This is a genomic window from Actinoplanes sp. NPDC049681, from assembly GCF_044465265.1.
Taxonomy (GTDB): Bacteria; Actinomycetota; Actinomycetes; order Mycobacteriales; family Micromonosporaceae; genus Actinoplanes.
In genome coordinates, this window is the sequence record NZ_JBITLP010000005.1 from 731,730 (window position 1) to 743,041 (window position 11,312).

Annotated in this window: 9 protein-coding genes and 1 pseudogene; 7 read left to right on the forward strand and 3 right to left on the reverse strand. The window is 72.0% G+C overall.

Features of this window, described 5'->3' with window-relative positions; translation table 11 throughout:
* The gene (locus tag ACIBO8_RS21590) at nt 1–1,656 is read left to right on the forward strand and encodes a sodium:solute symporter (protein WP_396117060.1); all 1,656 of its coding nucleotides are present in this window, start codon (nt 1–3) and stop codon (nt 1,654–1,656) included.
* On the opposite strand, the gene ACIBO8_RS21595 is transcribed toward ACIBO8_RS21590, so the two are convergent.
* Together ACIBO8_RS21595 and ACIBO8_RS21600 are read right to left on the reverse strand one after the other, a co-directional pair.
* Nucleotides 1,640–3,751 (reverse strand): acetate--CoA ligase family protein, encoded by a 2,112-nt coding sequence (locus ACIBO8_RS21595; protein ID WP_396117061.1) that lies wholly within the window; start codon nt 3,749–3,751, stop codon nt 1,640–1,642. The two genes, ACIBO8_RS21590 and ACIBO8_RS21595, sit on opposite strands and share 17 nt — an antisense overlap.
* A complete protein-coding gene (locus tag ACIBO8_RS21600) occupies nt 3,748–4,920 on the reverse strand; it encodes an acyl-CoA dehydrogenase family protein (RefSeq protein WP_396117062.1) in 1,173 nt (390 codons plus the stop codon). Before ACIBO8_RS21600 ends, ACIBO8_RS21595 begins: the two co-directional genes overlap by 4 nt.
* Before the next feature lie 85 nt (nt 4,921–5,005).
* On the opposite strand from ACIBO8_RS21600, the gene ACIBO8_RS21605 reads away from it, so the two are divergent.
* Entirely contained in the window at nt 5,006–5,620 is a 615-nt protein-coding gene (locus ACIBO8_RS21605; RefSeq protein ID WP_396117063.1) for a TetR/AcrR family transcriptional regulator, read from the forward strand.
* 15 nt (nt 5,621–5,635) lie between these two features.
* On the forward strand, nt 5,636–6,481 hold the full coding sequence (locus ACIBO8_RS21610; protein WP_396117064.1) for an acyl-CoA thioesterase domain-containing protein: 846 nt from the start codon (nt 5,636–5,638) through the stop codon (nt 6,479–6,481).
* Here the strand turns inward: ACIBO8_RS21610 and ACIBO8_RS21615 are convergent.
* Nucleotides 6,444–7,295, reverse strand: coding sequence for a MaoC/PaaZ C-terminal domain-containing protein (locus tag ACIBO8_RS21615; RefSeq protein WP_396117065.1), 852 nt, complete (start codon nt 7,293–7,295; stop codon nt 6,444–6,446). The genes ACIBO8_RS21610 and ACIBO8_RS21615 overlap by 38 nt on opposite strands.
* A 67-nt stretch (nt 7,296–7,362) precedes the next feature.
* Here ACIBO8_RS21615 and ACIBO8_RS21620 point away from each other — a divergent pair, with 67 nt between their 5' ends.
* The 4 genes and pseudogenes from ACIBO8_RS21620 to ACIBO8_RS21635 form a co-directional block, all read left to right on the forward strand.
* A complete protein-coding gene (locus tag ACIBO8_RS21620) occupies nt 7,363–8,589 on the forward strand; it encodes a serine hydrolase domain-containing protein (protein WP_396117066.1) in 1,227 nt (408 codons plus the stop codon).
* Nucleotides 8,590–8,799: 210 nt separating this feature from the next.
* Nucleotides 8,800–9,390 carry a TetR family transcriptional regulator gene (locus ACIBO8_RS21625; RefSeq protein ID WP_396117067.1) on the forward strand — a complete coding sequence of 197 codons (591 nt, stop codon included), beginning with the start codon at nt 8,800–8,802 and terminating at the stop codon, nt 9,388–9,390.
* Between the two features lie 63 nt (nt 9,391–9,453).
* Nucleotides 9,454–10,560, forward strand: a complete 1,107-nt coding sequence (locus ACIBO8_RS21630; protein WP_396117068.1) for an alkane 1-monooxygenase — start codon at nt 9,454–9,456, stop codon at nt 10,558–10,560.
* A 100-nt stretch (nt 10,561–10,660) separates the two neighbouring features.
* Nucleotides 10,661–11,212: pseudogene (locus ACIBO8_RS21635) on the forward strand (DUF4142 domain-containing protein); the annotation flags it as partial.
* Between the last annotated feature and the right edge of the window lie 100 nt (nt 11,213–11,312).

Below are 11,312 nucleotides of genomic sequence, written 5' to 3' on the forward strand. Positions count from 1 at the left end.
ATGCCCGTACCCGATCTCAGCCTCACCGAGTTCTCCGCCTTCGCCTGCGTGCTGGGTCTCGTCGTCGTGCTCGGGTTCTGGGCGGCACGCTGGCGCCGCCCACGGGACATGCACAACCTCGAGGAGTGGGGGCTGGGCGGGCGCGCCTTCGGCAACTGGGTCACGTGGTTCCTGATGGGCGGGGACATCTACACGGCGTACACCCTGGTCGCGGTGCCCGCGCTGGTCTACGGCATCGGCGCCGTGGGGTTCTTCGCCGTGCCGTTCGCCGTCATCGCCACGCCGATGGTGTACCTGATGGTCACCCGCGCCTGGTCGGTCGCGCACGTGCACGGCTTCGTGACCCCTGCCGAGTTCGTCCGGGCCCGGTTCGGCTCGCGCGCCCTCGCCGGGACGGTGGCGGTCACCGGGCTGGTCGCCACCATGCCGTACGTGGCCCTGCAGCTGGTCGGCCTCAGCGTCGTGTTCGCCACGATGGGCATCACCGGCGACTGGCCGCTCGTCGCCGCGTTCACGCTGCTGGCGGCCTGCACCTTCCGGTCGGGGCTGCGCGCCCCGGCGCTGATGTCCATCGTCAAGGACGTCCTGCTGCTCTGGACGGTGCTGGCCGCGATGCTGGTGATCGCGATGACCCCCCGCGGCCTGGCGAACGCGTTCCGCAGCGCGGGCGACCACTTCGACAAGACGGCGACCGTCCGCGACGGTCTGCTGCTGGGCTCCTCCGACCACCTCGGCTACGCCACCCTCGCCTTCGGTTCGGCGCTGGCGATCTTCGCCTATCCGCACGTGCTCACCGGCGTCCTCGCCGCCCGTAACCGGGCCACCGTGCAGCGCAATCTCGCCGCACTGCCCGTCTACACCATCGCCCTGGGCTTCGTCGCGCTGCTCGGCTACGTCGCGCTGTCGAAGGGGGTGGTGCCGCTCGACGGCGACATCAACACGGTCGTGCCCCTGCTGTTCCGTACGGTCTTCCCCGACTGGTTCGCCGGCATCGCGCTGGCCGCGATCGGTGTCGGCGCCCTGGTGCCGGCCTCGGTCATGTCGATCGCCGCCGGCAACCTCTACACCCGCAGCATCTACCGCGAGTACGTACGGCCGCACGCCACCGCGGCCCAGGAGGCGCGGGTGAGCCGGTACGCCTCCCTGGCCATCAAACTGGGTGCCGTCGCCTGCATTCTGTTGCTGGATCCCCAGTTCGCGGTCGACCTGCAGCTCATCGGCGGTGTCATCGTCCTGCAGACCGTGCCCGCCGTCGGCCTGGGGCTGTTCACCGCCTGGTTCCACCGTCGCGCGCTGCTCGGCGGGCTCGTCGCCGGCCTGGCCACGGGTGTGCTGATGCTCTACCAGATCCCGCAGATCGGCCCCGACGACCGCACCGTCGTCCGCGCCCACTTCGGCGGCTCCTCGTGGCCGCTGTCGCACCTGGGGCTCTCGACGGGCGCCAGCGTGTACGTCGGGATGCTCGCACTGGCCGTCAACCTCCTCGTCGCGGTCGCCGGCACCGTGTTGCTGCGAGGGCGCGGCGTGCCGAGCGGCCCCGACCTCACCCGGGCCGACGACTACATCGCCGACGAGGGCGACCCGACCCTGCACCGCATGACCGAGCTGGTCGACGGCGACACGGCACCCCCGACGCACTCTAGGGCCGCCAGGTGACCAAGGCGTCCAGCGCCTCGACGCGCGTACCGCGGACGAGCAGCGGGTTGATCTCCAAGGCCTCCAGCCGATCGCCCAGACCCTCCGCCAGCCGGGCCACCGCGGCGATCGCGCCGGCCACGACGTCCAGGTCGGCGGGTTCCGTGCCGCGGGTGCCCCGGAGCACGTCGGCGCCCCGGAGCTCACCGAGCGCCCGGCGGATCTCGGCGGCGTCGACCGGCAGCAGGCGCAGCGCGGAGTCGCGGAGCGCCTCGACCCAGATGCCGCCGAGGCCGACCGCCAGGGCGAGCCCCCAGGCGGGGTCCCGGACCACCCCGACCAGCAGTTCGACGCCTCCCGTGCGATGCGGCTGGATGAGCGTCCCGGTCGCGGCGGCGTCCCGGGCCCGGGCCGCGGCCAGCACCTCCCGGTGGGCGCGGCGGACCTCGCCGGCGTTGATCAGGTGGAGCCGGACGGCGCCGGCGTCGCTCTTGTGCAGCAGGCCCGGGGCGACCGCCTTGACCACGACCGGGTAGCCGAGGCTCTCGGCCGCGGCGGCCGCGCCGTCCTCATCGGACGCGAAGGCCGATGGTACGACCGGTACGCCGTTGTCGGCGAGCAGCCGGGCGGCCTGATGCTCCGTCCACACGCCGGTGGCCGCACCGGACACGACCGGGGCCGGTCCGCGCCCCCGCACCCGGGGGCCGCACGCGCGGGGCGGGCTCCACCGGGCGGCCGCGCCGAGCGCCGACATGCCGTGTTCGATGCCGCCGACGACCAGCGGGAAACCCGTGCGCTGCGCGACCGTACGGCCGTAGTCGGTGACGTCCGTCAGCATGGTGCCGACCACGACCACCGGCCGCGGCGAGGTGCGGATGCGTTCAGCGGTGCTCCCGAAGAGGGCCGTCATGGGCGCCGGGTCGCCGGCCGGTGGTACGCGCGGGAGTTCGGACAGCAGCAGGACCGCGTCGATGCCGGGGTCCTGCACGACCACGTCCAGCGCGCGGCCGAGCAGGGTGCGGTCGACGACCACGTATCCGGTGACGTCCAGTGGATTCTGCACGGTGGCGAAGTCGGGCAGGATCGCCTTGAGCCTCGCGGCCGTCGTGGGGGCGAACGGCGGCAGGCTGAGCCCCTCCGCCTCGGCGCGGTCCGCGATGATCTCGGAAGCGCCACCGGACGGGGTGACCACGCCGAGCCGGGAACCGGGCAGGGGGCCGATCTCGCCGAGCAGGCCTGCGGTGATCATGAGATCCTCGAGGGCGCGTACGCGTACCACGCCGAGCTGCCGGAACGCGGCGTCGACGACGTCGTCGTCGCCGACGAGCGCGCCGGTGTGCGCCCTGGCCGTGCTCGAGGCGAGCGGGCTGGACCCGATCTTCATGGCGACGACCGGCTTGCCGGCCGCCGCCGCCCGCCGCACCGCGCGGGCGAAGTCGGCCGGGCGGCGCACCGATTCCAGGAACAGGGCGATGACCCGGGTCGCCGGGTCGTCGACGAGGTAGTCCACGACGTCGGTCACGGACACCAGCGTCTCGTTGCCCATCGAGGTGAGCAGGCTGATGCCGATGGCGCGGGCCTGGGCGAAGGCCAGGAGGGAACTGGCCAGGGCCCCGCTCTGCAGCACGATGCCCACCGGGCCGGCCGGCAGCGGCGCCGGGAGGGGCAGCCCGTACGGCATGACGTTCGCGGCGACGTTGAGGTATCCGTTGCCGTTCGGGCCCAGCACCGTCAGCCCGTGCCGGCGCGCGAAGGCCGCCAGGTCGTCCTCGCGCCGGCGTCCCTCCTCGCCCGTCTCGCCGAAACCGGCCGTCAGGACCACGTAGCTGCGGATGCCCAGTCCGGCGCCCTCGCGCAGCACGGGCAGCACGGCGGTGGTCGGCACCATCACGAAGGCGAGGTCGACCGGGCCGGGAAGGGCGGACAGGCTCGGGTACGCCCGCTCGCCGTGCACCACCTCGGTACGCGGGTTGACCAGGTACACCGTGCCCGGGAAGCCACCCGCGCGCAGGTTCTCGTACGTGCTCACCGACCAGCCGGACTTGTCCGTGGCACCGACCAGCGCGATGGCACGGGGATTGAACAGCTCCCGCACCGCCCGGCGCGGGATGCTCATTCGCCGATCCCGCCGAGCCGGGCGTGCCCTTTGAGCAGGTTGCGGGCGATGGTCCGGCGCTGGATCTCGTCGGTTCCCTCGAAGATGCGCAGCAGGCGCAGCTCGCGATACCAGCGTTCGATAGGCAGTTCCTTGGTGTACCCGAGCCCGCCGTGTATCTGGAGCACCCGGTCGACCACCTGGTTGGCCATCGTCGCGCCCTGCAGCTTGGCGATCGAGGAGGCATGCCGCGCGTCCATGCCCTGCTGCACCCGCCAGGCGGCGTACAGGGTGAGCCACTTGGCGGATTCGATCTCCACCTGCGAGTCGGCGATCTGCCACTGGATCGCCTGGTAATCGGCGATCGGCCGGCCCATCGAGCAGCGGATCTTCGCGTAGTCGACGGCCATCTGGAGCATCCGCTCCGCGGCGCCGATCGCGTGCGCGGGAATGATGTACCGGCCCTGGCCGATCCAGCGCATGGCGAGGGGGAATCCCTGGTTCACCTCGCCGAGCACGTTGGCGGCCGGCACCCGGACGTCGTCGAAGACCAGCGAGGCGGGACCCCACTGGCCCATCGTCGGGATGGGTTCCGACTTCCAGCCCATGTCCCGGTCGACGAGGAAGCAGGTGACGCCGCCGTCGGCACCGCGGCCGGGGTCCGTGACGGCGAAGACCATGACGAAGTCGGCCTCGGCTCCCCCGGTGATGAAGGTCTTCTCGCCGTTGATGACCCAGTCGCCGCCGTCGCGGACGGCCCGGGTGCGGATGTTGCGCGCGTCGGAACCGGCGCCCGGCTCGGTGATGGCGAAGCAGGAACGGCGTTCTCCCTCCAGCGTGGGGATGAGGTAGCGCTTCTTCTGCTCGTCGTCGCAGCCGTACAGGATGTTGTCCGCGGTGCCGCCGAAGCTGAAGGGCACGAACGTCCGCCCGGTCTCCATGACGAGGATCGCGGTCATGACGGCGCCGAGGTTCATCCCGCCGTACTCCTCGGGGGTGTTGATTCCCCAGAATCCCGCCCGGCGCGCCTTGTCCCGCAGCTCCCGGAGCACGGACGGGTCGACGGCCGGGGCGCCGGTGCGCTCGTTGCGCAGGACCTCCTGCTCGAGGGGCATCACTTCCCGGGTGATGAAGGCACGCACGGTGTCGCGGATCTGGCGTTCCTCGTCGCTGAGCGAGAAGTCGACCATCGATGGACCGCCCTTTTCTAGAACGATACTCTAGGATTGAATTCAGCCTGCGCCGCTACCGGCAGCCTGTCAAGAAGAGACGAAAATGGTTCATAAAGGCAACAGCAACGCCTGGCAATGGAGCCGCACCGCCGAGACTCGCCGCCTCCTGCTCGAGGCCGCCCGGGAGGTCTTCGTCGAGAAAGGATTCGCGGAGGCCGGCGTGGCCGCGGTGGTGGAACGCGCGGGCTCCAGCGTCGGCAGCCTGTACCACCACTTCGGCGGCAAGACCGAGCTCTTCCTGGCGCTGTGGGAAGACCATCAGAGCGCGCACGAGCAGGCAGCGGCCACCGCGGTCGCCAAGGCTCGCGCCGGTGGCGAGCAGGATCCGCTGAACCTCTTCATCGTCGGCGCCCGGGCCTTCCTGGAGGGTTCGTGGCAGCGCCGGGACCTCGCACGGCTGTTCATGGACGGCGACGGACCGCCCGGGTTCGAACTCGTCCGCCGCAGCCGGGGCCGCGAGTGGGTACGCCAGAACGCGGTCCTGCTCGGCGCCGGCACCGACCCGGTCGACCGGCTCACCGTCGCCGTGCTCACCACGGTCATCGGCGAGGCCGGACGAGAGATCGCCACCTGTGCCACCAGGCGCAAGGCCAATCAGATCACCGAGGCGGCGATCCGGCTGATCCGGCGGCTCGATCCGCTCCGCGACGCCGGCTGAGACGAGAGGTTCGCCATGACCCTGACCGACCTGCGGGAGGCCTTCCTGAGCCCCTCCGGGGACCGGCTCGTGCCGGGGCCGCACGCCCGCAGTCCCTGGGGCGCCGACATGCTGCACGGCCGGCTGCTGGGCGGGCTGCTCGCCCGGGCCGTCGAGCGCGAACACGCCGAGCCGTGGCTGCACGTCGCCCGGCTGACCGTGGATCTGTTCCGCAGCACCCCGATGGTGCCGGTGCAGGTGGTCACCAGCAGGGTTCGCGACGGCCGCCGGATCCGGGTCGTCGACGCGACCGTGCTCACCTCCGACGGCCCGGCGGCGCGGGCGAGCGCCGTGCTGCTGCGCCGCGGCGACCAGCCGCCCGGGGACGTGCCGGCCACCCCGGCCTGGGACGTTCCCGGCCCCGACCGGCTCGGCCCCGCACCGCATCGGACCAATTCCGCGCGCCGGGTCCCCTGGGACACCTGGCTGCTCGACGCCGACGGCAAGCCGGCAACGGGCTGGGACTCCGGCCACCCCCGGCGGGCCTGGCTGCGGGAGACCCACGAGCTGGTCGCGGGCGAACCCCTCACCCCACTGGTACGCGCCGCGCTGGCAGCCGATTTCGCCAGTCCCCTGGCCCACGCCGGAACGGCGGGACTGCAGTACATCAACGCCGACTACACGCTGGCGCTGAGCCGCGAGCCGGTGGGCGACGCCATCGGGCTGGAATCCGCGGGGCACCTCGGCCAGGACGGCACCGCCGTGGGCCGCTGCACCATGTATGACACCAGCGGGCCCATCGGCTTCTGCACGGTGACCGCGCTCGCCAATCCCAACAACGGCTTCAGGCCGGCCGGATCAGGACACTCCCCCGGTCGATGACCACCGTGCCGTCGTCCTTGGCGGTGCGGAACCTCGCCCGGTCACCGTCCACCCACATCGAGACGGTCAGCGCCTCCCCGGGGAACACCGGCGCGCTGAACCGGCCCGACATGGCGGCGAACCTCGCGGGATCGGAGCCGGCGAGCGTGTGCAGCAGCGCCCGGCCGGTCACCCCGTAGGTGCACAAGCCGTGCAGGATCGGACGGGGGAAGCCGGCCCGCGCGGCGAAGGCCGGATCGGAGTGCAGGGGATTGCGGTCCCCGCTCAGGCGGTAGAGCAGCGCCTGTTCCGGCCGCGTCGCGTACGTCAGGCGGTGATCGGGATCCCGGTCCGGCTCCGGCCACTCGTCGCGCGGGCCGCGCTCGCCCCCGAAACCGCCCTCCCCGCGGACGAACACCGAGGACCGCGAGGTGACCATCGGCTCGCCGGTGCCGGGGTCGGCGGCGACCGCCTCGATGACCACCAGCGCGCCGGAACCCTTGTCGTAGATGCCGGTGACCTTCGACGTCACGCTCGCCCGCCCCTCGGCCGGCAGCGGCCGGTGCAGCTCGAACGCCTGCTCGGCGTGGACCATCATCGCGGGGTCGAAGTCGCCGAGGTCGCGGCCGCCCGGCGCCTGCGCGACGAGGACCGCGAAGGTCGGCAGCACGGACTGCCGTACCCCGTGGGAATTCTCGGTGGTGAACGGCAGCTCGCTCAGCGGATCGTCCAGACCCGCGCCGACGCCGACCGCATAGAGCAACGTGTCCGTGGACGTCCAGGACCGCTCGTACGGCCCGGACTCCGCTGCGACGACATCGAGGTTCAGTGGCATCTTCGGCCCCTTCCCGGCGCCCTCCGGCACTCTGGACAGGATTCTAGAACGTTGTTCTAATGGCCGGGTGAAACGCACCGTGGACCCGGCAGAGATCGGCTTCGATCCGGCTCGCCTGCAGCGCATCGACCGACACTTCGCCCGGTACGTCGACGCCGGGCTGCTCACCGGGTGGCAGATCGTCGTCACCCGCCGCGGCGAGATCGCCCACGCGTCGGCGTACGGCGACCGCGACCGCGAGGCGGGCCTGCCGGTGGAACCCGGCACGCTCTGGCGCATCTACTCGATGACCAAGCCGGTGACCTCGGTGGCGGCGATGGCGCTGTGGGAGGAAGGCGCGTTCCAGCTGACCGACGAGGTGAGCCGCTGGATCCCGGCGTTCGCCGACGTACGCGTCTTCGAGAAGGGCAGCGCCCGGCAACCGTTCACCGTCCCGGCGACCGAACCCGTCCGGGTCTGGCACCTGCTCACCCACACCGCCGGGCTGACGTACGGCTTCATGCACACCTCCGTGGTCGACGCGCTCTACCGGGCCGCCGGACACGAATGGGGCGCCCCGGCCGGCACCGACCTCGCGCAGGCGTGCGACCAATGGGCGCGGCTGCCCCTGCTCTTCGAGCCCGGCACCCGGTGGGGCTACTCGGTCGCCACCGACGTGCTGGGCCGGCTCGTGGAGGTGGTGTCCGGCCGGCGCCTCGACGAGTTCGTCGCCGAGCGGATCCTCGAGCCGCTCGGGATGACGGACACCCGGTGGTGGGTGGACGAACCCGACGCCGACCGCCTCGCCGCCCTCTACGCGCCGGACCCGTCGACCGGCCGCGCCGTCCGCGACGACCGGCTCGGCGCCGCCGCCCGGCGCCCGCCCGCCCTGCTCTCCGGCGGCGGCGGTCTGATCTCGACGGCCGCGGACTACCACCGCTTCACCCAGATGCTGCTGCGCGGCGGCGAGTTCGACGGTGCCCGCATCCTCGGAAGCCGCACGGTGCGGTTGATGGCCACGAACCAGCTGCCCGGCGGCCAGGACCTGGGGAGGCTGGCGACCGGCGGGTTCGCCGAGACGACGCTCGACGGCGTCGGTTTCGGGCTGGGGTTCGGCGTCGTGGAGAACCCGGTGCCCGGCCGTACGCACGCCAGCCGCGGCGAGTTCTTCTGGGGCGGCGCCGCCAGCACCGCCTTCTGGATCGACCCGGCCGAGGAGCTCACGGCGATGCTGTTCACCCAGCTCCTGCCGTCCAGCGCCCACCCGGTACGGCCGCAGCTGCGTCAGCTGGTGTACTCCGCGCTCGTCGACTGACCCTCCCGCCGACTCGATTTGACATGGACGCCACGCCTGTAAAGTATGGCTACAGTGGACCCCGCGCGTGGCAGTGGCCCTTCCCCCACAACTGCCGGCGCGGGCGGGCGTCCGCACCCGCCGGCGGACGCCCGCCCGGTGCGCGCCGGTGTGCCGGCGCGCACCGGTACCGACCGGGAGCCACCCCGGGCGCCATTACGATGCACTGACATGTCCGCTGCACCGTCGTTCCGCGAGTCCAGCCGTGCCCGCCTGCGGGAGTCCCTCATCGTCGCCGCGCGCGAGCTGACGATCACGCACGGCTGGAACAGCGTGCGCATGGCCGACGTCGCGCGCCTGGCCGGGGTCAGCCGCCAGACCCTCTACAACGAGTACGACAGCCGCGCCGGCCTCGCCGAGGGCGTCGCCGTACGGGAGATTCAGCTCTTCGCGACGGGCGTGCGCGAGCGGCTGTTCAGCCACGGCGCCGACGTTCGCGCGGCCGCGCGAGCCGCGATCCTCTACGCGCTCGAGGAAGCGGAGCGCAACCCGCTGGTCCGGGCCATCCTCACCAGCGCCCGCGGGGGCGCCGACGAGCTCCTGCCCTACCTGACGACGCGTGCGGACGTCGTGCTGCAGGCCGCCGGCGAGGTGATCCGCGACTGGGCCGGCGCCCACGTGCAGGGCACCGGGTCCGCGGCGCTCGACGTCGCCTCGGACTCGATCGTCCGCCTCACCGTCAGCCACATCATCCTGCCGCAATCCTCGCCCGCCGAGGCCGCCGACGTGCTGGCCGACATCTTCGTCCGCCTGCTGCAGTAGCCAAAGAGCCTGTTCAGCAGGCACTTACTTGACACGGAGCGGCTCGGTGTAAACCATAGCCGCATGGACATCGCTGCATCCGTCTGGCGAGACACCAGACGCCCGCTCTGGCCGCTCGCCCTCGTGGTGCCGGCCCTGCCCTTCGCCGGCCTCGGGCTGGCCCTCGCCACCGGCTCCGGCTGGGCCTGGTGGCTGACGCCGGTCTTCATCCTCGGCGTCATCCCGGTCATCGACCTGCTCGTCGGCGACGACCGCGAGAACCCGCCCGAGGAGGCCGTCCCCGCCCTGCAGGCATCGCCGTACTACCGGTGGATCACCTACCTGTTCCTGCCCGCCCAGTTCGCCGCGCTGGTGATGGCCTGCGCGGTCTGGAGCCGCGGGGCCGGCCTGATCGGCGGCCTGGGCCTGGTGCTGACGGCCGGGCTGGTCAACGGCATCGCCATCAACACCGCGCACGAGCTCGGCCACAAACGCGAGAGCGTCGAACGGTGGCTGTCCAAGATCGCCCTCGCGCCGACCGGCTACGGGCACTTCTTCGTCGAGCACAACCGCGGCCACCACGTACGCGTCGCCACGCCCGAGGATCCCGCCAGCTCCCGGCTGGGCGAGTCGTACTACCGGTTCTGGCCGCGTACCGTCGTCGGCAGTCTGCGGTCGGCCTGGCGGCTGGAGACCTCGCGGCATCGGCTGCGCGGACGGACGCCGTGGGGCGTGCACAACGAGATCCTTCATGCCTGGGCCATGACCGTGGTGCTGTTCGCCGTCCTGACCGCCGCGTTCGGCCCGCGCGTGCTGCCGTTCCTGATGCTGCAGGCCTTCGTCGGTTTCTCCGTCCTCGAGGCGGTGAACTATCTCGAGCACTACGGGCTGCTGCGGCAGCGCACCGCCGCCGGCCGGTACGAGAAGGTCGACGCCCGGCACAGCTGGAACAGTGACCGGCTGACCACCAACGTCTTCCTCTTCCAGCTCCAACGGCACAGCGACCACCACGCGAACCCGCTGCGGCGCTATCAGACCCTGCGCAGCTTCGACGTCTCCCCGCAACTCCCGGCCGGATACGCCACGATGCTCGTGCTGGCGCTCATCCCACCGCTGTGGCGGCGAGTGATGGACCACCGGGTCCTCGCCCACTACGGCGGCGACGCGTCGCAGGCCAACGCCGTTCCTTAACGTTCGCTTAAGCCTGGCGATGATCGATCCGACGGCGCCACGATCGCGTACCACTGCCTGGACTGTGCGCGGGTCGCGACGCAGCGTCGAAGGAGTGGTGATGAGCCCAACCCAGCCGGCATCACGGTGGCACCTGCGCCTGTGGTGGATCGCCGCTACCGCCGCCGTCATCACGATCCTGATCGAGCCCCGGATCGCGCGTGCCGATTCCGGGGTGCCCCTCCCGCCGAACGAGTTGCTGTCCGACCGCAACGTGGGTGCCGTGTCGGCCGCCGACCGCGACTTCGTGGTCAGGGTCCGCCTGGCGGGCCTCTGGGAGATACCGGCGGGCGACATGGCGCAGCGCAAGTCGGACGACGGCAGGATCCGCGCCATCGGGCGGGAGATCGCGCGACAGCATCGCTTCCTCGACAAGTTCGACCGGGAGGCGGCCAAGAAGCTGGGCGTCGAGCTCCCCGACGAGCCCAACACCGACCAGCAGGGCTGGCTCGCCGAGATGGCGGCGGCGGACGGCACCGACTTCGACGAGATCTACATCGACCGGCTCCGGGCCGCCCACGGCAAGATCTTCCCCGCGATCGCCACGATCCGCTCGAGCACCCGCAACGACACCGTACGCAAGCTCGCGCAGCAGGCCAACCAGTTCGTCATGACGCACATGACCCTGCTCGAGAGCAGCGGGATCGTCGACTACGAGGCGCTGCCCACCGCGCCGCCGCCGACCACGGCGAGCCCGCCCGCCCCGCGCAACC

Excerpts from the sequence above, each read along its gene's own strand:
- ACIBO8_RS21590 (WP_396117060.1), top strand. The coding sequence starts at position 1 with ATGCCCGTACCCGATCTCAGCCTCACCGAGTTCTCCGCCTTCGCCTGC.
- ACIBO8_RS21595 (WP_396117061.1), bottom strand. The coding sequence starts at position 3,751 with ATGAGCATCCCGCGCCGGGCGGTGCGGGAGCTGTTCAATCCCCGTGCC.
- ACIBO8_RS21600 (WP_396117062.1), bottom strand. The coding sequence starts at position 4,920 with ATGGTCGACTTCTCGCTCAGCGACGAGGAACGCCAGATCCGCGACACC.
- ACIBO8_RS21610 (WP_396117064.1), top strand. The coding sequence starts at position 5,636 with ATGACCCTGACCGACCTGCGGGAGGCCTTCCTGAGCCCCTCCGGGGAC.
- ACIBO8_RS21605 (WP_396117063.1), top strand. The coding sequence starts at position 5,006 with ATGGTTCATAAAGGCAACAGCAACGCCTGGCAATGGAGCCGCACCGCC.
- ACIBO8_RS21625 (WP_396117067.1), top strand. The coding sequence starts at position 8,800 with ATGTCCGCTGCACCGTCGTTCCGCGAGTCCAGCCGTGCCCGCCTGCGG.
- ACIBO8_RS21615 (WP_396117065.1), bottom strand. The coding sequence starts at position 7,295 with ATGCCACTGAACCTCGATGTCGTCGCAGCGGAGTCCGGGCCGTACGAG.
- ACIBO8_RS21630 (WP_396117068.1), top strand. The coding sequence starts at position 9,454 with ATGGACATCGCTGCATCCGTCTGGCGAGACACCAGACGCCCGCTCTGG.